This is a genomic window from Burkholderia sp. AU39826, assembly GCF_020419965.1.
Taxonomy (GTDB): domain Bacteria; phylum Pseudomonadota; class Gammaproteobacteria; order Burkholderiales; family Burkholderiaceae; genus Burkholderia; species Burkholderia semiarida.
Genome location: NZ_JAIZQG010000007.1, coordinates 130896 through 155159, shown reverse-complemented (window position 1 = coordinate 155159; position 24264 = coordinate 130896). Strand labels below are relative to the sequence as shown.

The following is a 24264-nucleotide window of genomic DNA, read 5'->3' as shown; positions in this document are numbered from 1 at the left end:
GCATATGGCCCCGTCACGCGGAGCGGCGTAGACTTGCAGAGTCGCGTGTCATCGAGGTTTCCATGGCTGACACACTGTCCGATATCCCACCCGTGCTGATCGTCGGCGCGGGGCCGACCGGCCTTGCCGCGGCGATGAGCCTGGCGCGGGCCCGCGTGCCGGTGCGCATCATCGATCGCCTGGCCGCGCCCGCGCCGTTTTCGCGCGCGATCGGCATTCAGGCGCGCACGCTCGAGCTGCTGGAGCAGCATCGCGCGGTCGAACCGTTTCTCGCGCTCGGCCATCGCGCGCATGCGGCCGAGCTGCATGCCGACGGCCGCGTGATCGCGCGGCTCGATTTCGATCCGCTGCAAACGCGCTATCCGTATCTGATGTTTCTCGACCAGAGCATCACCGAGCGGCTGCTCGCCGAGCATCTCGCCGGGATGGGCGTGACCGTCGAACGCGGTACCGCGCTGACCGCGTGCGACGCGGGCGGCACGTCGCTCGACGTGACGCTGCGCCGCGCAGATGGTCGCGACGAGTCGTTCGCGCCGTCGTACCTGATCGCGGCCGACGGCGCGCACAGCACGGTCAGGCATCTGCTCGGCCTGGGCTTCGCCGGGCATGCATTCGAACAGACTTTCCTGCTGGCCGATTTCGCGGCGATACCCGACTGGCCGGACGAAGAGATCCGCCTGTTCACGACGCCCGAAGGTATCGCGGGGCTGTTTCCGATGGGAAGCGGCCGTTACCGGCTCGTCGCGGACCGGCCGCCCGGCAGCGACGCGTCGCCCGGCGCGCCGGCGCCGTCGCTCGAGGAATGCGACGCGATCATCCGCGCGCGCGTCGGCGCCTCGATCTCGCCGAGCGATCTCGCGTGGTCGTCCTATTTCCACCTGCACAGCCGGATGGTCGACCGGCTGCGTCATGGCCGCGTGTTCTTCGCGGGCGACGCCGCGCACGTCCACAGCCCGGCCGGCGCGCAGGGCATGAACACCGGCATCCAGGAGGCGTTCAACCTGGGCTGGAAGCTCGCGCGCGTCCTTGGCGCAGGCGCACCCGAGCGGTTGCTCGACACGTATCACGCGGAGCGCCATCCGATCGAGCGCGACGTGCTGCGGCAGACCGGTTTCGTCACGCAGGTCGTCGAAGCCGAGCGCGGCGCGATGAAGCTGCTGCGCGATCACGTCGTGCCGCTGCTGGTGTCGTTCGGGCCGATGCGCGACGCGCTGCGGCGCACGGTGAGCGAGCTCGGCGTGCAGTACCGGAAGAGTCCGCTCACGCTCGAGCGCGTGCTCGACGGCGGCCCGCGCGCGGGCGAGCGCGCGCCCGATGCGCTCGTGCACGTGCTCGACGGGCCGCTCGGTCGTGCGCCCGGCACGGCGCGGCTATACGATCTTCACGATCCGGCGAGCTTCACGCTGTTGCTGCTGGAGGAGCCGGTGGACACCGACGCCGGCGAGGTGCCGCCGATCCCGGCCGATGCGCGGGGGCTCGTGCAGGGGCTCGAGCGCATCATGCCGGAAGCGGTGCGCGTGTGGCGTGTCGCCGATGCCGAAGGCGACGGGGCGGCGGGGCTCGCGCAGGAATACGGCCGCTCGCGGCCGTCGTTCTATCTGCTGCGGCCGGACGGCTATGTTGCCGCGCGCGGGCGCACGGCGACCGACGCCAATGCGCTGCTGCGCCATTGCGAAAACTGGTTCGCGGGCATGTCGGTGTCCGCGTAGCCGCGCGGTCAGGCGGGCGCCGCGGCAGGGACGAGCGACGCGCGGTGCGCGGCGATCGCGTCGCGCACGATCGGCGTCGCGCGTTGCCCGGCCGCGTTCGACGGATCGTCGAGCGCGGCGAGCAGCGCTCGGCGCATGCGCGGCTCCCAGAAGCGCCGGATATGCTCGGCGATGCCGGCCAGCGCTTCGTCGCGATCGGGCATCGATTCGAAGAATGCGCCGATCTGGTTGGCCATGTCGATCAGGTGTTCGTTGTCCATTGCTGCCTCACTTGCCTGTCGTCACGGCGACCGGCGCGGCCGCGCGGCGCTCGAGCAGGTCGAGCTGCTCCGAGTTGAAGCGCGCATAGGCACGCTGCCAGTCGGACGGTTGCGCAACCGGCAACACCTGCACGGCCGTCACCTTGTATTCGGGGCAGTTCGTCGCCCAGTCGGAGCTGTCCGTCGTGATCACGTTCGCGCCCGATTCGGGGAAGTGGAACGTGGTGTACACGACGCCCGGCTGCATGCGCTCCGTCACGAGCGCGCGCAGCACCGTCTGCCCCGCGCGCGACTCGATGCCGACCCAGTCGCCGGTGCGGATCCCGCGATCCTGCGCATCGTGCGGATGGATCTCGAGGCGATCCTCTTCATGCCACCGGACGTTTTCGGTGCGGCGCGTCTGCGCGCCCACGTTGTATTGCGACAGGATGCGGCCCGTCGTCAGGATCAGCGGATAGCGCTGCGTGACCTTCTCCGGCGTCGGAATGAACTTGGTGATCACGAACCGGCCCTTGCCGCGCACGAACGTGTCGATGTGCATCGTCGGCGTGCCTTCCGGCGCGTGTTCGTTGCACGGCCACTGGATGCTGCCGAGTGCGTCGAGCTTCTCGTACGACACCCCCGCGAAAGTCGGCGTGAGCCGCGCGATCTCGTCCATGATTTCCGACGGATGCGCGTAGTGCATGTCGTAGCCGAGCGCCTGCGACAGCAGCAGCGTGACTTCCCAGTCCGCGTAGCCGGCGAGCGGCGGCATCACCTTGCGCACGCGCGAGATCCGCCGCTCCGCGTTCGTGAACGTGCCGTCCTTCTCGAGGAACGTCGAGCCCGGCAGCAGCACGTGCGCGTATTTCGCGGTTTCGTTCAGGAAGATGTCCTGCACGACGATGCATTCCATCGCCGACAGCGCGGCCGCCACGTGCTGCGTGTTCGGATCCGACTGGACGATGTCCTCGCCCTGGCAGTAGAGCCCCTTGAAGCTGCCATCGAGCGCCGCGTCGAACATGTTCGGGATGCGCAGCCCCGGCTCCGGCTGCAGCGTGGCCGACCACGCCTGCTCGAACTGCGTGCGCACGACCGCGTCGCCGATGTGCCGGTAGCCGGGCAGCTCGTGCGGGAACGAGCCCATGTCGCACGAACCCTGCACGTTGTTCTGACCGCGCAGCGGATTGACGCCGACGCCTTCGCGGCCGACGTTGCCGGTCGCCATCGCGAGGTTCGCGATGCCCATCACCGTCGTCGAGCCCTGCGCGTGCTCGGTCACGCCCAGGCCGTAATAGATCGCGGCGTTGCCGCCCGTCGCGTAGAGGCGCGCGGCCTCGCGCACCCGCTCGGCCGGCACGCCGGTGACGTCCGCGGTCGCCTCGGGCGAATTGTCGGGCTGCGCGACGAAGTCGCGCCATTGCTCGAACGCGCGCGTGTCGCAGCGCTCGGCGACGAAGGCCTCGGCCACCAGCCCTTCGGTGACGATCACGTGCGCCAGCGCATTGACGATCGCGACGTTGGTGCCGGGGCGCAACTGCAGGTGGTGCGTGGCCTTCACGTGCGGGCCGTCGACGACGTCGATGCGGCGCGGGTCGATCACGATCAGCTTCGCGCCTTCGCGCACGCGCCGCTTCAGCCGCGAGCCGAACACCGGATGGCCGTCGGTCGGGTTCGCGCCCATCACGACGATCACGTCGGCCTGGCCGACCGAGGCGAACGTCTGCGTGCCGGCCGATTCGCCGAGCGTCGTCTTGAGGCCATAGCCGGTCGGCGAGTGGCACACGCGTGCGCAGGTATCGACGTTGTTGTTGCCGAACGCGGCGCGCACGAGCTTCTGCACGAGATAGGTTTCCTCGTTCGTGCAGCGCGACGACGTGATGCCGCCGATCGAATCGCGGCCGTACTTCTGCTGCAGCTTGCGGAATTGCGTCGCCGCGTACGTGAGCGCCTCTTCCCAGCTCACTTCGCGCCACGGGTCGGTGATCTTCTCGCGGATCATCGGCTTCGTGATGCGGTCCTTGTGCGTCGCATAGCCCCACGCGAAGCGTCCCTTCACGCACGCGTGGCCTTCGTTCGCGAGACCGTTCTTGTGCGGCGTCATGCGCACGACCTGCGTGCCCTTCATCTCGGCCTTGAACGAGCAGCCGACGCCGCAATACGCACAGGTCGTGACGACCGAGTGTTCGGCCTGCCCCAACTGCACGACGGATTTTTCCTGCAGCGTGGCCGTCGGGCAGGCGGCGACGCACGCGCCGCACGACACGCATTCCGATGCCATGAACGATTCGCTTTCGCCCGCGGCGACGCGCGACTCGAAGCCGCGCGCGGCGATCGTCAGCGCGAACGTGCCCTGCGTTTCCTCGCACGCGCGCACGCAGCGGTTGCAGACGATGCACTTCGACGGGTCATACGTGAAGTACGGATTCGACTCGTCCTTCGTGTCCTTCAGGTGATTCGCGCCGTCGAAACCATAACGCACCTCGCGCAGCCCGACCACGCCCGCCATGTCCTGCAGCTCGCAGTCGCCGTTGGCCGGGCACGTGAGGCAGTCGAGCGGGTGGTCAGAGATGTACAGCTCCATCACGTTGCGGCGCAGCGACTGCAGCCGGTCCGACTGCGTGCGCACCTTCATGCCGGCTTCGGCGGGCGTCGTGCACGACGCCGGATAGCCGCGCCGGCCCTCGATCTCGACGAGGCACAGCCGGCACGAGCCGAACGGCTCGAGCGAATCGGTCGCGCAGAGCTTCGGGACGTTGACGCCGGCTTCGATCGCCGCGCGCATCACCGACGTGCCGGCCGGCACCGTGACCGGCTGGCCGTCGATTTCGAGCGTGACGTCGGTATCGGCATGCCGTTGCGGCGTGCCGTAATCGGTATCGTCGAACGGGTCGCGGGCGCGCGCCTGTGCCGCGCTCTTGCACGCGCATTGGCCCGAGCCGCAGCCGCCTTGGCGGACGTTGTTCGTGTCGAGTGACATGCAGGGCTCCTTCTGGGTCAGGCCGCGGCCTTGACCGGGCCCGACGCGGCATCCTTGCCGGCAGCGAGCCCGAAATCTTCGGGGAAATGGTCGAGTGCGGACAGCACCGGGTACGGCGTCATGCCGCCCATCGCGCATAGCGAACCGGCCAGCATCGTGTCGCACAGGTCGCGCAACAGCGTGACCTGCCGCTCCGACGTATCGCCGTGGCGGATCCGCGCGATCGTCTCGACACCGCGCGTCGAGCCGATCCGGCACGGCGTGCACTTGCCGCACGATTCGATCGCGCAGAACTTCATCGCATACTCGGCCAGCTCGGCGAGATTCGACGTGTCGTCGTGCAGCACGACGCCGCCGTGGCCGACGACCGCGCCGATCGCCGCGTACGCCTCGTAGTCGAGCGGCACGTCCCACTGGTGGTCGGGCAGGTAGGTGCCGAGCGGGCCGCCGACCTGCGCGGCGCGTGCCGGCCGGCCGCTGGCCGTGCCGCCGCCGAAGTCGAACAGCAGTTCGCGCAGCGTGACGCCGAATGCGAGCTCGACGAGACCGCCGTGACGGATGTTGCCTGCGAGCTGGAACGGCAGCGTGCCGCGCGAGCGGCCCATCCCGTAGTCGCGATAGAACGCGGCGCCGCGCGCGAAGATCACGGGCGCCGTCGCGAGCGTGATCACGTTGTTGATGACCGTCGGCTGGCCGAACAGGCCGGCGAGCGCCGGCAGCGGCGGCTTCGCGCGCACGACGCCGCGCTTGCCCTCGAGCGATTCGAGCAGCGCCGTTTCCTCGCCGCATACGTACGAGCCCGCGCCTTTCGCGACGTGCAGCTCGAACGCATGCGCGGAGCCGAGCACGTGCTCGCCGAGCCAGCCCGCTTCACGCGCGCGGACGATTGCCGCTTCGAGCGTGGCGATCGCGTGCGGGTATTCGCTGCGCACGTAGATGTAGCCGACCGTCGCGCCGGTGGCGACGCCCGCGATGATCATCCCTTCGATCAGGCAGTACGGGTCGCATTCCATCAGCAGGCGGTCGGAGAACGTGCCCGAATCGCCTTCGTCCGCGTTGCAGACGATGTATTTCTGCGCGGCGCGCGCCTGCCGCACGGTACGCCACTTGATGCCGGCCGGGAACGCCGCGCCGCCGCGGCCGCGCAGCCCCGACTCGATCAGCGTTTCGCATGCGGTGTCGCCGTCGAGCGCCAGCGCGTTCTTCAGGCCGGCAAGCCCCTCGTGTTGCAGATAGTCGTCGATCGACAGCGGATCGGTCAGGCCGATCCGTGCGAACGTGAGCCGCTGCTGGCGGGCGAGGTAGGGCAGCGCGTCGACGAGGCCGACGCCGCTCGGGTGCGCGCCGCCGTCGAGCCAGCCGGCGTCGAATAGGGCGGGCACGTCGGCGGCCGACAGGTTGGCATAGCCGACGCGGCCTGCGGCCGTCCCGACCTCGACGAGCGGTTCGAGCCACAGCAGCCCGCGTGACCCGTTGCGGACCACCTCGATGGCGACCTCGCGCCGTTCGGCTTCGGCCGAGATCGCGGCGGCGAGCGCGTCGGCGCCGAGCGCCAGCGCGGACGAATCGCGCGGAACGTAGATGCGGGTCGTCATGCCGCCTCCTGCGCGTGGGCCACCGCGTCGGCCAGCAGCGCGTCGAACTTCTCCGGCGTGACCTTGGCGTGGAGCACCCCGTTGACCGTCATCGACGGCGATTGCGCGCACAGTCCAAGGCAGTAGACCGACTCGAGCGCGACGTCGTCCGGCGTACGGGCCGCGGCGGCATCGCCGTGCTTGGCGTCGAACCGGCAGCCCGTGCGGGCTTCCGCGTGGGCGGCGAGCGTTTCGCAGCCCATGCTGCGGCACGCTTCGGCGCGGCACATCTGGATCGTCACGCGGGCGGGCGGCGCGGTGCGGAAGTGGTGGTAGTAGGTCAGGACGCCATGTACTTCCGCGCGCGACAGGTTCAGCACCTTGGCCAGCGGCGCGACGCAGCCCGCCGGCACGTAGCCCGCGTCGTCCTGGATCGCATGCAGGATCGCGACGAGCGAGCGGCCGGCGCGCGCATGGCGCTCGACGAGCACGTCGGGCGCAGGGGAATTCGGGGACATCGGTTTTGCTCCTCCAAAGCCTCATATGCGCTCGAAATTCATATAGTGCGCATCGCGACTTCGTTCTGATTGATTTTCACCCACGATAAGCGGAAGATTTCGCGGTCGCAATAGGAAATCGGAGTGCATAATTGATTCGGATCGAATGCGACGCGTATCTGACCGTACGCGACACGGAAGGCCGGTCGGCCAGTCTGTCGGACGTCGCTCCGCTGCTGGAACTCGTGGCCGATACGGGCAGCATCGCGCAGGCCGCGCAAGCCAAGGGACTGTCGTACCGGCACGCGTGGGGCATGCTGCGCGCGCTGGAATCGTGCATCGGCGGGGAATTGATCGAAACCGCGCGCGGCAAGGGTTCGACGTTGTCGGCGCTCGGCCGGGCGGTCGTCGATGCGCAGCGTCTGGCGCATAGTCGCCTCGACGGGAACCTGCGCACGCTGGCGGCCGAGGTGGCCAGCGACCTGAACCGGCGGCTCGCGCAGCGCGACGGCGCCGTGCGCATCCATGCGTCGCACGGTTATGCGGTCGCGACGCTCGTTTCCGCGCTCGTCGATGCGCAGGCGGCCGTCGACATCAAGTATCGCGAGAGCGTCGAGGCCGTGCAGGCGCTCGCCCGCGGCGAATGCGACCTCGCCGGTTTCCATTTGCCGCGCGGCGCGTTTCGCGCGCAGTGCGCGCAGATCTACCGGCCGTGGCTCGACGACGCGCGCCACGTGTTGATCCACCTGACACGCCGCCAGCAGGGGCTGTTCGTGCCGCGCGGCAACCCGAAGCAGGTGCGCGGGCTGGCGGATCTCGCGCGTGACGACATCCGCTTCGTCAACCGCCAGCCGGGGTCGGGCACGCGCATGCTGCTGGATCTCGCGCTGCGCGCGATCGGCATCGATCCGGAGCGCATCGACGGCTATGCGTCGGCCGAACTCACGCATTCGGCGATCGCGGCGTTCGTCGCGAGCGGCATGGCCGATCTCGGCTTCGGCGTCGAGCCGGCCGCCCGTCACTTCGGGCTCGACTTCATCCCGATCGTCGACGAAGACTATTACTTCGCATGCGAACGCGCGCGGCTCGATGTGCGGCCGCTCGCCGATGTGCTGGCGCTGCTGCGCGACGCACGCTTCGTCGAACGCGTCGCGCGTCTCGACGGCTACGATCCGGCTGCGTGCGGCGCGCTGGAGCGCATCGCGACCGGACTGGCCGGCGGCGACGGCTCGAGCGTGCCGGACGGCAATTCCCGGTAACGAGGACGCGATCGAACCGCGCTGCAGCAGCGGGGGATTTGCGCTACGCTTGCCGCTTGATCAACGTTCCAACAAGCACGCCGTTCAGGCGTCATCCCGCCATGAAATTTCCCGTTCCCCTTGCCGCGGCAGCGTTGACCGCGGGGTTGCTGGTCGTCGCTTCGCCGTTTGCGTTCGCGCAGAATTCCCCGGGCGTGCCCGGCGGCATCCTGAGCGAACAGTTCCGACTGAACGAACATCCGCAGATGCCGTTCGCGGCATCGGCGCCGTCGGACAAATACCAGACCGGCAAGAAGTCGGCGTTGCGCCGCAAGGGCGACCTGGGCGACCCGAACGGCTGCAACCTGAAGTGCCCGATGGATGCCCGGTAGCGCGGAGGCAACTGGCCTGTGCGAGTGGGGTGCTGTGTTCCACGTAGCGGTTCGATCAATCGACGAACCTCCTAACCCGCGCTCCACCCAATCCTGCTTTGTTCGAGCCCCGCGAAGCCTGCGCTTTGCGGGGCTCGTGCTTTTCGGCGGGCCGTTCATGCAATGCGGGAGACGAAACGGCGATTCGCCCGCATCATCGTGCGGGCAAGGATTCTAGGGTTAACCCGTAAATCAGGAAGGATGTCTTCCTGAAACCTGCCTTATTCTTAAGCATCCACCTACATAAACTTCGGTTTGTCGGCGCTGATCAAGGGTGTTCACCGCCGAATCAGACAAATCTGGAGGTAGGTCATCATGAAGTCGCTCGTTCAAGCCGTTGTCGTTGCTGCCGCTCTCGTTGCCCCGGTTGCGTCGTTCGCCCAGTCGGGCTCGACGATCACCCGTGCGCAGGTCCGTGCCGAACTGGTTCAACTGCAGCAGGCCGGTTACAACTCCGCCCGCGGCGAAGATCCGCATTATCCGGAAGCGATCCAGGCCGCAACCGCGCGTGTCGCGGAGCAGCAGCGCAGTGCACTGGCTCAAGCTCAAGGCGCCGACGCCAGCGGCTACGGTGCGCAGGCACAGGGCGCATCGGCGTCGGGTTCGCGCGCAATGGGCGTGCGCCCGGCCAGCGCGGACGAAATGAAGTCGCTGTATCGCGGCAGTTGAGCCCCGCGTCGCCGGTCACGGTCGGGGCCCAAGTCGTGCCCAAACCCTGACCAGCGGGCCGGCCGCTGCGCGGCGCAATCGCTGATGGGGCGACCGCGCCAGAACATCCGTCACCTCCTGCCGCCGGAGCACCGGTGGCATTCCGCCCGGCCCGTCCGGGGCTGGGCGCTTTTTCGGAAGGAGTCGGCGTGCGTGTCGCCGGCAACAAAAAACCCCGCAGACTGGCGTCATGCGGGGTTCGTGCGACGAGCGCGGAATTTGGTGGAGGCGGCGGGAATCGAACCCGCGTCCAGAAGCGCTCCACGACTAGTTCTACATGTTTAGTTCGGTCTTTTGATTTAACCGCAGCGACGCGGACGAACACGCTGCACTACGGCGATTCGCTAGGTTTTCGACCCTGGCGTCGCGACGCCGACAGGGCTTAACTGACGTAAATGACCTCTGGCGGTATTGCTACCGGTCTTGCGACACTAGCCCGTCAGTGAACTAGGCAGAGGACGGCGGCCCTTAGGCTGCCAGTGCGAACGTATCGTCGTTTGCAGTTACGATTTTCCCATTGATTAACGAGGTGACGGGTCCTCGACATGCCCTAGCCGCTTCACAACCCCTGTCGAAACCAGGTCGCCCCCGCGGATAAGATCGATCATTATAGCCCAACATCGCGCAGCAGGTGCCGCAGTTCCTGCGTCGAACCGACGAGATGCTGCGCTTGCCAGTCAGCCGGCGCCGCGCCGTCGCCGCAGTAGCCGTACGCGGCGGCGACCGTCGCCATGCCAGCGGCGCTTCCGGCCTGAATGTCGCGAAGATCGTCGCCGACATAGACGATGCGCTCGGGCGCGAGCGCCATCTGCGCTGCCGCATGCAGCAGCGGAGCCGGGTGCGGCTTCGAGTGCGGCGTTGTGTCGCCCCCGACGATGCAGGCCGCGCGCGACGACAGGCCGAGCAGGTCGGCCAGCGGCGCCGTGAGGCGCATCGCCTTGTTCGTGACGATGCCCCAGCGCACGCCGCGCGCATCGAGTTCGTCGAGCACGTCGCCGATGCCGGGAAACAGCGTGGTATGTACGCAGATATCCGTTGCGTAATTGATCAGGAACTCGTCGCGCATCGCTTCGTAGCCGGGCGTGTGCGGATCGATGCCGAACGCGCCGCCCAACAGGCCCCGCGCGCCGGCGGACGCCAGCGGCCGCAACACGTCGAGCGGCGTTTCGGGCAGGCCGCGCTCGCGCTGCATTTTGTTGACGGCTGCCGCGAGATCGGGCGCGGTATCGGCGAGCGTGCCGTCCAGGTCGAACAGGACCGCATCGCAGTGCAGCAGGCGCGGTTCGTCTGCGATCCGCGCGGTCGAAAGGGGAGTCGTCATGCCGTTCGGAGGGTCACGCGCCGCGGCGGCACGCGACGAGGTAGTTGATGTCGGTGTCGTTCGACAGCGCGAAGCGCTTGCCGATCGGGTGATAGGTGATGCCCTTGATCTCGACGATGTGCAGATCCGTCGCGCGCACGAAGCCGGCCAGTTCCGACGGGCGGATGAAGCGCGCGTAGTCGTGCGTGCCCTTCGGCAGCATTTGCGCGATGTACTCCGCGCCGATCACGGCGAACAGGTAGGACTTCAGGTTGCGGTTCAGCGTCGAGAAGAACACCCAGCCGCCCGGCTTCACGAGCGTCGCGCACGCGGCCACGATGTCGCCGGGCGACGGCACGTGCTCGAGCATCTCCATGCACGTGACGACGTCGTAGGTGCCGGGTTCGCGCGCGGCGATCGCTTCGGCGGCGATCGCCTCGTATTCGACCGAAATGCCGCTTTCGAGGCTGTGCAGGTCGGCCACGCCCAGCGCTTCGGTCGACAGATCGATGCCTTTCACCTGGGCGCCGAGCCCGGCCATCGATTCGGACAGGATGCCGCCGCCGCAGCCGATGTCGAGCGCGCGCTTGCCGGCCAGATGCGCATGGGCATCGATCCAGCCGAGCCGGACCGGGTTCAGGTCGTGCAGCGGTTTGAATTCGGCATTCGGATCCCACCACCGATGGGCGAGGTCGCTGAATTTCTGGAGTTCGTGCGGATCGGCGTTGGTCATGTCGGCAAACGGGCTACGAGAGGAGGGCGGTGCTTCGGTGCGTCAGCCCCGAGTATATAAGCGGGCGAACGACGTGGCCAGCGAGCGCCTGGACGGGCGTCAATGAAAAAGCCCCGCCGGAGCGGGGCTTTGAAGCAGTCGAGAGCCGCGGCTTAGTTTGCCGGAACGGTCGTCTTTTCCACTTGCTGCGTACCAACCACTTCGACTTCCACGCGGCGGTCCGGTGCGAGGCAGGCGATGAGTTGCTTGCGGTTCTTCTGGTTGCAGCCAGTCGTAACCGGGTTGCGCTTGCCCTTGCCTTCCGTGTAGATCTTGTTGGCCGGCACACCCTTGCTGACCAGGTACGACTTCACGGCTTGAGCACGGCGCAGCGACAGGCGGTCGTTGTACTTGTCCGAACCGATGCGGTCCGTGTAGCCCGTTGCAACGACCACTTCCGTGTTCATGCCTTGGATCTTCGAAGCCAGTTCGTCCAGCTTCTGCTTGCCCAGCGGCTTCAGCGTTGCCTTGTCGAAGTCGAACAGTGCGTCGGCTTGATACGTGATCTTCTGGCTCGAGATGACCGGAGCGACCGGAGCGACCGGCGGCTGCGGTGCCTGGGCGACCAGTGCGCCATCGCACTTGGCGTTGGCGGTGGCCGGCGTCCAGAACGCATCGCGCCAGCAGAGCTCGTTCGTGCCGTTCATCCACACCCATTCGCCCGTGCCGTTCACCCAGTTGTCATTGACGGCCTGACGCGACGCCGGCACCGATTGTGCCGAAGCGGATGCAGCCATAACTGCGGTAGCTGCAATGAACGCGAGCTTTGAAAGTTTATTCATATTTCTCCTCTCGAAATTGAGATTACCGCAGGTTTACTGCGAGCCTGTTGACGGTGACAAGTCATACATTGCTCGAAGTATAACATTGGTGCGGCACAAAAATGCGGCGCCGCTCCTTGTAGGTAGACTTCGAGCAGCGTCTAACTTTCAGTGCGTTGGCATTTTGCCATATCGTTCCCTTCCTACGAAAAAAAATCCTCCCCACCCCAAGATCGCTTCAACTTTGTGGTGCATGCGCAACACCGGCCTGCCGCAACTTTTAGAAATTGTCAAGAGCGCGCGTGAGGTTGCGCGCCGGCGTGCGGTTGTTTACGCGTGCGCATGAAACGCGCGCCGCGCAGTCGTCCGCGATGTCGGGTCCGAGCCGGCGCGCGGTTGCGTCCGGCTTGCCGCCGCCGCGATTTTCGCTATCTATATATAGAGGGGGAGGCGAATTGGCGGCTGATGGGCGCATGTTAGAATCTCGCGTTGCGTTGCGCATGCAGCGCCCACGCGAAAGGCGTTCGCCGTCTTCGCTCCGAAACGATACGGATACATGGATCAATTCGCCAAAGAGACCCTGCCCACCTCCCTAGAGGAGGAAATGCGCCGTTCGTATCTCGATTACGCGATGAGCGTGATCGTCGGACGTGCCCTCCCGGATGTCCGCGATGGCCTGAAGCCCGTGCATCGGCGCGTGCTGTTCGCGATGCACGAACTGAACAACGACTGGAACCGCGCGTACAAGAAGTCGGCGCGTATCGTCGGTGACGTGATCGGTAAATACCACCCTCACGGCGATACCGCGGTCTACGACACGATCGTGCGGATGGCGCAGGATTTCTCGCTGCGCTACATGCTGATCGACGGGCAGGGCAACTTCGGCTCGATCGACGGCGACAATGCCGCGGCGATGCGCTACACCGAAATTCGCATGGCGAAGATCGGTCACGAGCTGCTCGCCGACATCGACAAGGAAACGGTCGATTTCGAGCCGAACTACGACGGCAACGAAATGCAGCCGTCGGTCCTGCCGTCGCGCATCCCGAACCTGCTGATCAACGGCTCGTCGGGCATCGCGGTCGGCATGGCGACCAACATCCCGCCGCACAACCTGAACGAAGTCGTCGACGCGTGCCAGCACCTGCTGGGCAACCCGGACGCGACGATCGACGAGCTGATCGAGATCATCCCGGCGCCGGACTTCCCGACGGCCGGCATCATCTACGGCGTCGCCGGCGTGCGCGACGGCTACCGCACCGGGCGCGGCCGCGTCGTGATGCGCGCGGCCACGCACTTCGAGGAGATCGACCGCGGCCAGCGGATGGCGATCATCGTCGACGAGCTGCCGTACCAGGTGAACAAGCGCTCGCTGCTCGAGCGGATCGCCGAGCTCGTCAACGAGAAGAAGCTCGAGGGCATCTCCGACATCCGCGACGAGTCCGACAAGAGCGGCATGCGCGTCGTGATCGAGCTCAAGCGCGGCGAAGTGCCCGAAGTGGTGCTGAACAACCTGTACAAGGCGACGCAGCTGCAGGACACGTTCGGCATGAACATGGTCGCGCTCGTCGACGGCCAGCCGAAGCTGCTGAACCTGAAGGAAATCCTGCAGTGCTTCCTGTCGCACCGACGCGAAGTGCTGACGCGCCGCACGATCTACGAACTGCGCAAGGCCCGCGAACGCGGCCACGTGCTCGAAGGTCTCGCGGTCGCGCTCGCGAACATCGACGAATTCATCGCGATCATCAAGGCCGCGCCGACGCCGCCGATCGCGAAGCAGGAGCTGATGGCGAAGCCTTGGGATTCGTCGCTCGTGCGCGAGATGCTGACGCGCGCCGAGAGCGAGAACGCGGCGGCCGGCGGCCGTTCCGCGTACCGTCCGGAAGGCCTGAACCCGGCGTTCGGGATGCAGGGCGACGGGCTGTACCGCCTGTCCGACACGCAGGCGCAGGAAATCCTGCAGATGCGTCTGCAGCGCCTGACCGGCCTCGAGCAGGACAAGATCATCGGCGAGTACCGCGACGTGATGGCGCAGATCGCCGACCTGCTGGACATCCTCGCGCGCCCCGAGCGGATCACGACGATGATCGGCGACGAGCTGACCTCGGTGAAGGCCGAATTCGGCGACGCGCGCCGCTCGAGGATCGAGCTGAACGCGACCGAGCTGAACACCGAGGATCTGATCACGCCGCAGGACATGGTCGTCACGATGTCGCACGCGGGCTACGTGAAGTCGCAGCCGCTGTCCGAGTACCGCGCGCAGAAGCGCGGCGGTCGCGGCAAGCAGGCGACGCAGATGAAGGAAGACGACTGGATCGAGACGCTGTTCATCGCGAACACGCACGATTACATCCTGTGCTTCTCGAACCGCGGCCGCGTGTACTGGGTCAAGGTCTATGAAGTGCCGCAGGGCTCGCGCAACTCGCGCGGCCGCCCGATCGTCAACATGTTCCCGCTGCAGGAAGGCGAGAAGATCAACGTCGTGCTGCCGGTCAAGGAATTCTCGGCCGACAAGTTCATCTTCATGGCGACGTCGCTCGGCACCGTGAAGAAGACGCCGCTCGAGGCATTCAGCCGCCCGATGAAGAAGGGCATCATCGCGGTCGGCCTCGACGACGGCGACTACCTGATCGGTGCGTCGATCACCGACGGCGCGCACGACGTGATGCTGTTCTCCGACGCCGGCAAGGCCGTGCGTTTCGACGAGAACGACGTGCGTCCAATGGGGCGCGAGGCGCGCGGCGTGCGCGGCATGCAGCTCGAGGACGGGCAGCAGGTCATCGCGATGCTGGTTGCGGGCAGCGAGGAGCAGACCGTGCTCACCGCGACCGAAAACGGCTACGGCAAGCGCACGCCGATCACCGAGTACACGCGCCATGGCCGCGGCACGAAGGGTATGATCGCGATCCAGACGTCCGAGCGCAACGGCAAGGTCGTGGCCGCGACGCTCGTCGACGCCGAGGATCAGATCATGCTGATCACGACGGCCGGCGTGTTGATTCGCACCCGTGTTTCCGAGATACGCGAGATGGGGCGCGCCACGCAAGGTGTTACACTCATCAGTCTCGATGAGGGTACCAAGCTCTCTGGCCTGCAGCAGATCGCGGAGGCCGAAGAGGGAGAGGGCGAAGCCGACGAGGCGTCGGACGGCGAAGCCTGAAGAACGGATGAGACTCTGGCCGCCGCGGGCGAAAAGCGCCGCGGCCGGCGAGCAACCATTCATATTTCCAAAAGGGAGTGATGATGCAAAAGCAATTCAAGCAACTGGTTCTGCTGGCTGCACTGGTGCCGACGTTCGCGATGGCGCAGGCGCTGTCGAATTCCGCACCGGCTGCTCCGGCGGCAGCTGCGCCGATCGACGCCGACAAGAAGGCTGCGATCAAGGATCTGCTCGACGCGATCGACGCGCCGAAGCTCGTGTCGGCAATCGGCAACAGCGCCGAAATGCAGGCGAAGCAGCTCGTACCGGCCATCCTGTCGGACGCGCTGTCGGAAAACAAGACGCTGAACGACAAGCAGAAGCAGGCTGCCGTTCCGACGCTGCAGAAGAACGCGGTGCCGAAGCTGGTCGACGGCGCAGGCAAGGTGTTCGGCACGCAGCAGTTCCAGAGCGATGCGATGTCGGCGCAGTACGACGCGTACGCGAAGTACTACAGCACGTCGGAGATCAAGGATCTGACGACGTTCTACAAGAGCCCGACGGGCCGCAAGTTCATCCAGGTTCAGGATCAGGTCGGTCGCGACGTGGTCAACGGCCTGATGCAGAAGTACATGCCGCAAGCGATCCAGGCAACGCGTACGCAGGCTGACAAGGAAGTCGCAGCAGTCAAGCCGGGCAAGTAAGCCGTCCGGGCGCGCCCCCGGCCGTTCGGCCGGGTTTGGCGGGAGCCTGACGACAGTGCGATAATGGCCGTTTGCGCGCGAGCGCAAGCGGCCATTTCTTTTCTGGCGCGTTTTGCCGGCGGCAAGCCGGTCGCGTCCTTCCCGAGGTTTTCACGATGCGCGTCTTTAATTTCTCCGCCGGCCCGGCGGCGATGCCCGAGGAAGTGCTGCGGCAAGCCGCCGACGAAATGCTCGACTGGCACGGCAGCGGCATGAGCGTGATGGAGATGAGCCATCGCGGCAAGGAATTCATGTCGATCCACGAGGCCGCGCTGACCGATCTGCGCGACCTGCTCGGCGTGCCGGCGAGCCACCGGATCCTGTTCCTGCAGGGCGGCGGCATCGCGGAAAACGCGATCGTGCCGATGAACCTGCTCGGCTCGCGCAAGACGGCCGATTTCGTCGTGACGGGTTCGTGGTCGCAGAAATCGTTCGGCGAGGCGAAGAAGTTCTGCACGCCGCATCTGGCCGCGACCGGCAAGACGGAGGACGGCTTCACGCGTGCGCCCGCGCGCGCCGAATGGCAGTTGTCCGACGATCCGGCCTACGTGCATCTGTGCACCAACGAGACGATCGACGGCGTCGAGACGTTCGAGATCCCCGATCTCGGCGACGTGCCGCTGGTCGCGGATGTCTCGTCGCACATCCTGTCGCGCCCGATGGACGTCGCGAAATACGGCGTGCTGTTCGGCGGCGCGCAGAAGAACATCGGGATGGCCGGCGTGACGGTCGTGATCGTGCGCGAGGATCTGCTCGATCGCGCGCTGTCGATCTGCCCGTCCGCGTTCGAATGGAAGACCATCGCCGCGAACAACTCGCTGTACAACACGCCGCCCACTTACGCGATCTACATCGCGGGCCTCGTGTTCCAGTGGCTGAAGCGGCAGGGCGGCCTCGAAGCGATCGAGGCCCGCAACACCGAAAAGGCGAAGCTGCTCTACGACACGATCGACGCGAGCAGTTTCTATCTGAACAAGGTCGAGCCGGCAGCACGTTCGCGCATGAACGTGCCGTTTTTCCTGGCCGACGAATCGCGCAACGAAGACTTCCTTGCCGGCGCAAAGGCGCGCGGGCTGCTGCAGCTGAAGGGCCACAAGTCCGTCGGCGGCATGCGGGCGTCGATCTATAACGCGGTGCCGCTCGAGGGCGTGAAGGCGCTCGTCGAGTACATGAAGGACTTCGAGCGGCGCGGCGCCTGACGGCGGCGCTGTTCAAACAGCACGGCAAAACGCATGGACGACGAACTGAATTCCCGCCTGAAACCGCTGCGCGACCGCATCGACGCGATCGACGCGCAGCTGATCGCGCTCCTGAACCAGCGCGCCGCGGTGGCGCTGGAGGTGGGCGAGGTCAAGAAGCATTTCAACGCGCCGGTGTTCCGGCCGGAGCGTGAGCTGCAGGTGATCGCGCGGCTGCAGGACATGAGCGCCGGGCCGCTCGCGAGCGAGCACATCAGCGCCATCTGGCGCGAGATCATGGCGGCGAGCCGCGCGCTCGAGCAGACGATCCACGTCGCGTTCCTCGGGCCGGTCGGCACGTATAGCGAGCAGGCGATGCTCGAGTATTTCGGCCAGTCGATCGAAGGGCTGCCGTGCCCGTCGATCGACGAGGTGTTCCGCTCGGTCGAGGCCGGTGCGTCCGCGTTCGGCATCGCGCCGGTCGAGAATTCGACCGAAGGCGCCGTCTCGCGCACGCTCGACCTGCTGCTGCAGACCCAGCTGGTGATCAGCGGCGAGCTCGCGCTGCCCATCCATCACAACCTGCTCACGCAGAGCGGCACGCTCGACGGCGTGAAGCGTGTCTGCGCACATGCGCAGGCGCTCGCGCAATGCCAGCAGTGGCTCGCGGCGAATGCGCCGCAGCTCGAGCGGCAAGCCGTGGCGAGCAACGCGGAGGCCGCGCGCCTCGCAGCGGCCGATCCGACCGTCGCCGCGATCGCGGGCGACCGCGCGGCCGCGCACTACGGTTTGCAGATCGCGTTCTCGCTGATCCAGGACGACCCGCACAACCGCACGCGCTTCGTGATCGTCGGCAAGCAGCCGGCCGGCCAAAGCGGTCACGACCAGACGTCGCTGATCGTGTCGGTGAAGAACGAGCCGGGCGCCGTGTTCAAGCTGCTCGAGCCGCTCGCGCGGCACGGCGTGTCGATGACGCGCTTCGAATCGCGTCCGGCCCGCGTCGGCACGTGGGAGTATTACTTCTACATCGACATCGAAGGGCACCGCGACGATGCGGCGGTGGCGGCCGCGCTCGCGGAACTCGGTCAGAAGGCCGCGTTCCTGAAGATACTCGGCTCGTATCCGCGCGCACGGTGACGCGCTGCGGCCCGGCGCCCGCTTGTGCAGGCGTGGTGGCCGGGCGGGCAGGGCAGGCCGGTCGGCGCTGCCGAAGGCGGGCTCGGGCGGTATCCGGTGCAGGTTGCGCCGGGTGCGGGCCCGCTGCCCGGAATCTGGAATTCCGCGTGCGGGGCGTCGTTTCGCGCGCGTAACTTGGCTCTTGTCGTGTCAGGCTTTGCATTCAACAAACTGGTCATCTTCGGCGTCGGCCTGATCGGCGGGTCGCTCGCGCGCGCGTTGCGCGAGCGCGCGCCGGGCAGCGCGGGCGAGATCGTCGGCGTGGGCCGTTCGCAGGCGTCGGTCGAGCGCGCGCTGTCGCTCGGCGTGATCGACCGTGCGGCGGCGCTCGACGACGACGCGCAATTGCGCGACGCGCTGGCCGGCGCCGATCTCGTCCTGCTGGCCGCGCCCGTCGCGCAGACGGGCCCGTTGCTCGCGCGCGTCGCGCCGTGGCTCGACCGCGCGACGATCGTCACCGATGCGGGCAGCACCAAGTCCGATGTCGTCGCGGCGGCGCGCGAAGCGCTCGGCACGCGCATCGCGCAGTTCGTGCCGGGTCATCCGATCGCGGGGCGCGAATCGAGCGGTGTCGAGGCCGCGTTGCCGGATCTCTACGTCGGCCGCAACGTCGTGCTCTGCCCGTTGCCGGAGAACGCGCCCGAAGCCGTGGCGCGGATCGATGCGATGTGGCGCGCGACCGGCGCCGACGTGCGCACGATGAGCACCGAGCAGCACGATCGCGTATTTGCGTCGATCAGCCATCTGCCGCACCTGCTGTCGTTCGCGCTCGTCGAGCAGATTCTCGGCGAAGCCGACGCGGAACTGAAATTCTCGTACGCGGCCGGCGGTTTCCGCGATTTCACACGCATCGCGGCGTCGAACCCGGAAATGTGGCGCGACGTGTGCGTCGCGAATCGCGCGGCGCTGCTCGACGAGCTCGACGGCTATACGCGCGTGCTCACGCGGTTGCGCGCGGCGATCGACGCCGGCGACGGCGCGGCGCTCGAAGCCGTATTCACGCGCTCGCGCGCCGCACGCAAGGCATGGCAGGAACGCGGCGGCACGCCGGCTGCCGAACCGGTCAAGAAATAACAGGACGATTCCCATGGACTATCTCGATCTCGGCCCATACTCCAGCGCATCGGGCACCGTGCGCCTGCCCGGCTCGAAGAGCATTTCGAACCGCGTGCTGCTGCTCGCGGCGCTCGCCGAAGGCGAAACGACGATCACCAACCTGCTCGACTCCGACGACACGCGCGTGATGCTCGACGCGCTCGGCAAGCTCGGCGTGAAGCTCGCGCGCGACGGCGACACCTGTGTCGTCACCGGCACGCGCGGCGCGTTCACCGCGAAGACGGCCGACCTGTTCCTCGGCAACGCGGGCACGGCGGTGCGGCCGCTGACCGCCGCGCTCGCGGTGAACGGCGGCGACTATCGCGTGCACGGCGTGCCGCGCATGCACGAGCGGCCGATCGGCGATCTCGTCGACGGTTTGCGCCAGATCGGCGCGCAGATCGACTACGAGCTCAACGACGGCTACCCGCCGCTGCGGATCAAGCCGGCGACGATCTCGGTCGACGCGCCGATCCGCGTGCGCGGCGACGTGTCGAGCCAGTTCCTCACCGCGCTGCTGATGACGCTGCCGCTCGTGAAGGCGAAGGAGGGCAGGACCGTCGTCGAAGTCGACGGCGAGCTGATCTCGAAGCCGTACATCGACATCACGATCCGGCTCATGGCGCGTTTCGGCGTGACCGTCGAGCGCGACGGCTGGCAGCGCTTCGTCGTGCCGGCCGGCGTCCGCTACCGCTCGCCGGGGCGGATCATGGTCGAGGGCGACGCGTCGTCCGCGTCGTACTTTCTCGCGGCCGGCGCGTTGGGCGGCGGCCCGTTGCGGGTCGAGGGCGTGGGGCGCGCGAGCATCCAGGGCGACGTCGGTTTCGCGAACGCGTTGATGCAGATGGGCGCGAACGTGACGATGGGCGACGACTGGATCGACGTGCGCGGCATCGGCCACGATCACGGCAAGCTCGAGCCGATCGACATGGACTTCAACCTGATTCCCGACGCGGCGATGACCATCGCGGTCGCGGCGCTGTTCGCGAACGGCACGAGCACGCTGCGCAACATCGCGAGCTGGCGCGTGAAGGAGACGGACCGCATCGCCGCGATGGCGACCGAGCTGCGCAAGGTCGGCGCGATCGTCGAGGAAGGCCCCGACTATCTCGTCGTCACGCCGCCGGAAAAGCTCACGCCGAATGCGGCGATCGATACGTACGACGATCACCGGATGGCGATGTGCTTCTCGCTCGTCAGCCTGGGCGGCGTGCCCGTGCGGATCAACGATCCGAAGTGCGTCGGCAAGACGTTCCCCGACTATTTCGACCGCTTCGCCGCGCTCGCCAAGGCCTGACCCGACTGCTCCGATGAAATCCACCCGACCCTTTCACCCGACTCCCGTCATCACGATCGACGGCCCGACCGCTTCCGGCAAGGGCACCGTCGCGGCGCTCGTCGCCGCGCACCTGGGTTTTCACCTGCTCGACAGCGGCGCGCTGTACCGGCTCGCGGCGCTCGCGAGCGTGCGCTACGGCATCGCCGCGGAAGACGTCGACGCGCTGGTGAAGCTGATCGACGACCTGCACATCACGTTCCGTGAAGGTTGCGCGCAGCTCGACGGCGTCGACGTGTCGAACGACATCCGCGCCGAAGCGGTCGGCAACCGGGCGTCGGCCATCGCCGTGCACGGGCCCGTGCGCACCGCGCTCGTCGCGCGCCAGCGCGCGTTCCGCAAGACGCCGGGCCTCGTGGCGGACGGGCGCGACATGGGCACCGTGATCTTCCCGGACGCCGTGCTGAAGGTGTTCCTGACGGCCAGCGCCGAGGCACGCGCGACCAGGCGGCATAAGCAATTGATGCAAAAAGGTTTTTCTGCTAATATAGATGACTTGCTCCGGGATCTTCGTGAACGTGACGCGCGCGACAGCAATCGCGCGGCCGCGCCGCTGAAGCCTGCGGCAGATGCCAAGCTGCTCGATACGTCGGCACTGTCGGTCGATGAAGCCGTCGACCAGGTGCTGCAGTGGTACCGGGCACTCGGCCAGCCGGCCTGAGAAGGCAGGCAGCGGTAGGTGCTTCGCGTCGCAAGCGCGGAGCGTGTTTCGAACCCTTAACCCCGTGTGGTCCTCGATCTGGCCCTTTCAGCCTGCCATTCCGGCCGGCGTGGCACAGCGAGCCATGCACAATCAGATTTTTATGTCCGACCTGCAAACCTCCAACCCGAATACCGAATCCTTTGCGGCTCTGTTCGAAGAGTCGCTGACCCGCCAAGACATGCGCGCCGGCGAAGTGATCTCCGCCGAAGTCGTGCGCGTCGACCACAACTTCGTGGTCGTCAATGCAGGCCTGAAGTCCGAGGCTTACATTCCGATCGAGGAATTCCTGAACGATCAGGGCGAGGTTGAGGTGCAGTCGGGCGATTTCGTGTCCGTCGCGATCGACGCACTCGAAAACGGCTACGGCGACACGATCCTGTCGCGCGACAAGGCGAAGCGCCTTGCATCGTGGCTGTCGCTGGAAAAGGCGCTCGACAACAACGAGCTCGTCACCGGCACCATCACCGGCAAGGTGAAGGGCGGCATGACCGTGATGGTCAACGGCATCCGCGCGTTCCTGCCGGGTTCGCTGGTCGACACGCGTCCGGTCAAGGACACGACCCCGTACGAAGGCAAGACGCTCGAGTTCCGCGTGATCAAGCTCGATCGCAAGCGTAACAACGTCGTGCTGTCGCGTCGTGCAGTGATCGAAGCCACGCAAGGCGAAGAGCGCGCGAAGCTGCTCGAGACGCTGAAGGAAGGCGCGATCGTCAACGGCGTGGTCAAGAACATCACCGACTACGGCGCGTTCGTCGACCTCGGCGGCATCGACGGCCTGCTGCACATCACCGACATCGCATGGCGTCGCGTGCGTCACCCGAGCGAAGTCCTGTCGGTTGGCCAGGAAGTCACCGCGAAGATCCTCAAGTTCGACCAGGAGAAGAACCGCGTCTCGCTGGGCATCAAGCAACTGGGCGACGATCCGTGGGAAGGCATCTCGCGCCGTTACCCGTCGGGCACGCGCCTGTTCGGCAAGGTCACGAACATCACCGACTACGGCGCATTCGTCGAAGTGGAATCGGGCATCGAAGGCCTCGTCCACGTGTCGGAAATGGACTGGACCAACAAGAACGTTGCGCCGTCGAAGGTTGTCCAGCTGGGCGACGAAGTCGAAGTCATGGTCCTCGAGATCGACGAAGACCGCCGTCGTATCAGCCTCGGCATGAAGCAGTGCAAGCCGAATCCGTGGGATGACTTCAGCCGCAACTTCAAGAAGGGCGACAAGATCACGGGCGCGATCAAGTCGATCACCGACTTCGGCGTGTTCATCGGTCTGCCGGGCGGCATCGACGGCCTGGTCCACCTGTCGGACCTGTCGTGGAGCGAAGCCGGCGAAGAAGCCGTTCGCAAGTACAAGAAGGGCGACGAAGTCGAAGCAATCGTGCTCGGTATCGACGTCGAGAAGGAGCGCATTTCGCTCGGCATCAAGCAGCTCGAAGGCGACCCGTTCAGCAACTACGTTGCCATGAACGACAAGGGCTCGATCGTCGACGGCGTCGTGAAGACGGTCGATGCGAAGGGTGCAGTCGTCACGCTGACGGGCGACGTCGAAGGCTACCTGCGTGCGTCGGAAATCTCGCAGGATCGCGTCGAAGACGCACGCAACGTGCTGAAGGAAGGCGACAAGGTCAACGCGATGGTGATCAACATCGATCGCAAGTCGCGCGGCATCAACCTGTCGATCAAGGCGAAGGATTCGGCCGAGCAACAGGAAGCGATCCGCGGCCTGCAGTCGGACACGAGCGCTGCCGCGACCGGTACGACCAACCTCGGCGCGCTGCTGAAGGCGAAGCTCGACGGCCAGAACCAGTAAGCCTTACGAGGTCTGCTGAAGTATGACCAAATCCGAGTTGGTCGCGCAGCTGGCATCGCGATTTCCGCAACTTGTCCTCAAGGATGCGGATTTCGCGGTGAAAACGATGCTCGATGCGATGTCCGACGCCTTGGCGAAAGGGCATCGCATTGAAATTCGGGGTTTCGGCAGCTTTGGCCTCAACCGTCGCCCGGCGCGCGTCGGACGCAACCCGAAGTCGGGGGAGAAAGTGCAGGTGCCCGAGAAGTTCGTGCCGCACTTCAAGCCTGGCAAGGAGTTGCGTGAACGCGTCGACGGCCGCGCCGGTGAACCGCTGAAGGCTGACGATCCGGACGACGAGCGTTGAGCGTCGTTCGGTGTGCCCGGAACCTGTCCGGCGAAGGCTGAAAAGAAAAGCGCCCCTTGCGGGCGCTTTTTTCATTTCGGGCCACGGGTGTGCAACGCGGGCGCACAGGATCTGCGCAGCCGCGGAAACGCTTCCTTTACAATACGGGTCGATTCGGTGCGACGAAGGGGAGTCGCGCGCCGCGGCAAACCTCAACAAAGAGAGGGCTTCATGAAGTTTATCGTCTGGCTGATCCGGGTATTGGTGTTCGTCCTGCTGCTGGTGCTCGCGCTGGCCAATACACAAACCGCGACGCTGAATTTCGTTGCCGGCTACGCATGGCAAGCGCCGCTGATCCTGATCGGCCTGGCATTCTTCGTCGTGGGGCTGCTGGCCGGCCTGCTGTCCGCGCTGCCTTCGATCTTCCGCCTGCGTCTCGAGAACGGGCGTTTGAAGCGCGATCTGCGTGCGGCGCGCGAAACGCCCGCCGTCATCGACCAGCCGCCGATGCCGCCCGTCATTTAACACGGACGCCGCGCGATTCCTC

Annotated in this window: 21 protein-coding genes and 1 other RNA gene; 14 read left to right on the top strand and 8 right to left on the bottom strand. The window is 66.5% G+C overall.

The annotated features are described in order from the left end of the window. Positions 1–62 precede the first annotated feature (62 nt). Positions 63–1709 carry an FAD-dependent monooxygenase gene (locus LGM42_RS15905; protein ID WP_226232641.1) on the top strand — a complete coding sequence of 549 codons (1647 nt, stop codon included), beginning with the start codon at positions 63–65 and terminating at the stop codon, positions 1707–1709. A gap of 8 nt (positions 1710–1717) precedes the next feature. On the opposite strand, the gene LGM42_RS15900 is transcribed toward LGM42_RS15905, so the two are convergent. Genes LGM42_RS15900 through LGM42_RS15885 form a run of 4 tightly spaced genes read right to left on the bottom strand, consistent with a single transcriptional unit; the run spans position 1718 to position 7020 of the window. Next, entirely contained in the window at positions 1718–1969 is a 252-nt protein-coding gene (locus tag LGM42_RS15900) for a formate dehydrogenase subunit delta (RefSeq protein ID WP_060313131.1), read from the bottom strand. A 7-nt stretch (positions 1970–1976) separates the two neighbouring features. Next, the gene (gene fdhF, locus LGM42_RS15895; RefSeq protein WP_226232640.1) at positions 1977–4928 is read right to left on the bottom strand and encodes a formate dehydrogenase subunit alpha; all 2952 of its coding nucleotides are present in this window, start codon (positions 4926–4928) and stop codon (positions 1977–1979) included. 17 nt (positions 4929–4945) lie between these two features. Beyond that, a complete protein-coding gene (locus tag LGM42_RS15890; RefSeq protein WP_226232639.1) occupies positions 4946–6523 on the bottom strand; it encodes a formate dehydrogenase beta subunit in 1578 nt (525 codons plus the stop codon). Further along, entirely contained in the window at positions 6520–7020 is a 501-nt protein-coding gene (locus tag LGM42_RS15885) for an NAD(P)H-dependent oxidoreductase subunit E (protein WP_226232638.1), read from the bottom strand. Before LGM42_RS15885 ends, LGM42_RS15890 begins: the two co-directional genes overlap by 4 nt. 131 nt (positions 7021–7151) lie before the next feature. Between LGM42_RS15885 and LGM42_RS15880 the strand changes: the two genes are divergently transcribed. The 3 genes from LGM42_RS15880 (at position 7152) to LGM42_RS15870 (ending at position 9337) form a co-directional block, all read left to right on the top strand. Further along, positions 7152–8258, top strand: a complete 1107-nt coding sequence (locus LGM42_RS15880) for a substrate-binding domain-containing protein (protein ID WP_226232637.1) — start codon at positions 7152–7154, stop codon at positions 8256–8258. Between the two features lie 101 nt (positions 8259–8359). Next, positions 8360–8629, top strand: coding sequence for a hypothetical protein (locus tag LGM42_RS15875; protein ID WP_059574073.1), 270 nt, complete (start codon positions 8360–8362; stop codon positions 8627–8629). A gap of 354 nt (positions 8630–8983) precedes the next feature. Next, positions 8984–9337: a DUF4148 domain-containing protein gene (locus tag LGM42_RS15870; RefSeq protein WP_099316180.1), complete on the top strand. Its 354-nt coding sequence runs from the start codon at positions 8984–8986 to the stop codon at positions 9335–9337. A 259-nt stretch (positions 9338–9596) separates the two neighbouring features. On the opposite strand, the gene ssrA is transcribed toward LGM42_RS15870, so the two are convergent. The 4 genes from ssrA to ompA form a co-directional block, all read right to left on the bottom strand. Further along, positions 9597–9966: a transfer-messenger RNA gene (ssrA, locus tag LGM42_RS15865) on the bottom strand. Positions 9967–9983: 17 nt separating this feature from the next. Beyond that, complete coding sequence (gene gph, locus LGM42_RS15860; RefSeq protein WP_226232636.1) at positions 9984–10697, bottom strand: phosphoglycolate phosphatase; 714 nt, start codon at positions 10695–10697, stop codon at positions 9984–9986. A 13-nt stretch (positions 10698–10710) separates the two neighbouring features. Beyond that, positions 10711–11409 carry a bifunctional 2-polyprenyl-6-hydroxyphenol methylase/3-demethylubiquinol 3-O-methyltransferase UbiG gene (gene ubiG / locus LGM42_RS15855; protein ID WP_023475819.1) on the bottom strand — a complete coding sequence of 233 codons (699 nt, stop codon included), beginning with the start codon at positions 11407–11409 and terminating at the stop codon, positions 10711–10713. Positions 11410–11561: 152 nt separating this feature from the next. After that, positions 11562–12230 (bottom strand): outer membrane protein OmpA, encoded by a 669-nt coding sequence (ompA, locus tag LGM42_RS15850; RefSeq protein WP_059574070.1) that lies wholly within the window; start codon positions 12228–12230, stop codon positions 11562–11564. A 535-nt stretch (positions 12231–12765) separates the two neighbouring features. On the opposite strand from ompA, the gene gyrA reads away from it, so the two are divergent. The 10 genes from gyrA to LGM42_RS15800 all read left to right on the top strand — a co-directional run bounded on the left by gyrA (position 12766) and on the right by LGM42_RS15800 (position 24242). Beyond that, the gene (gene gyrA / locus LGM42_RS15845) at positions 12766–15369 is read left to right on the top strand and encodes a DNA gyrase subunit A (RefSeq protein ID WP_059574069.1); all 2604 of its coding nucleotides are present in this window, start codon (positions 12766–12768) and stop codon (positions 15367–15369) included. 83 nt (positions 15370–15452) lie between these two features. After that, positions 15453–16052, top strand: coding sequence for a DUF2059 domain-containing protein (locus tag LGM42_RS15840; protein WP_006486966.1), 600 nt, complete (start codon positions 15453–15455; stop codon positions 16050–16052). 155 nt (positions 16053–16207) lie between these two features. After that, positions 16208–17290, top strand: a complete 1083-nt coding sequence (gene serC / locus LGM42_RS15835) for a 3-phosphoserine/phosphohydroxythreonine transaminase (RefSeq protein ID WP_059574068.1) — start codon at positions 16208–16210, stop codon at positions 17288–17290. 33 nt (positions 17291–17323) lie between these two features. Further along, positions 17324–18406: a prephenate dehydratase gene (gene pheA, locus LGM42_RS15830; RefSeq protein ID WP_034206715.1), complete on the top strand. Its 1083-nt coding sequence runs from the start codon at positions 17324–17326 to the stop codon at positions 18404–18406. A gap of 186 nt (positions 18407–18592) precedes the next feature. Further along, the gene (locus tag LGM42_RS15825) at positions 18593–19519 is read left to right on the top strand and encodes a prephenate dehydrogenase (protein ID WP_226232635.1); all 927 of its coding nucleotides are present in this window, start codon (positions 18593–18595) and stop codon (positions 19517–19519) included. A 13-nt stretch (positions 19520–19532) separates the two neighbouring features. Further along, entirely contained in the window at positions 19533–20837 is a 1305-nt protein-coding gene (gene aroA / locus LGM42_RS15820) for a 3-phosphoshikimate 1-carboxyvinyltransferase (protein ID WP_059638209.1), read from the top strand. 13 nt (positions 20838–20850) lie between these two features. After that, positions 20851–21537, top strand: a complete 687-nt coding sequence (cmk, locus tag LGM42_RS15815) for a (d)CMP kinase (protein ID WP_059574065.1) — start codon at positions 20851–20853, stop codon at positions 21535–21537. Positions 21538–21679: 142 nt separating this feature from the next. Continuing rightward, positions 21680–23392 (top strand): 30S ribosomal protein S1, encoded by a 1713-nt coding sequence (rpsA, locus tag LGM42_RS15810; protein ID WP_059574327.1) that lies wholly within the window; start codon positions 21680–21682, stop codon positions 23390–23392. Between the two features lie 22 nt (positions 23393–23414). Next, positions 23415–23738, top strand: a complete 324-nt coding sequence (locus LGM42_RS15805; RefSeq protein WP_006486894.1) for an integration host factor subunit beta — start codon at positions 23415–23417, stop codon at positions 23736–23738. A gap of 210 nt (positions 23739–23948) precedes the next feature. After that, positions 23949–24242 (top strand): lipopolysaccharide assembly protein LapA domain-containing protein, encoded by a 294-nt coding sequence (locus LGM42_RS15800; RefSeq protein ID WP_034183038.1) that lies wholly within the window; start codon positions 23949–23951, stop codon positions 24240–24242. Positions 24243–24264 lie beyond the last annotated feature (22 nt).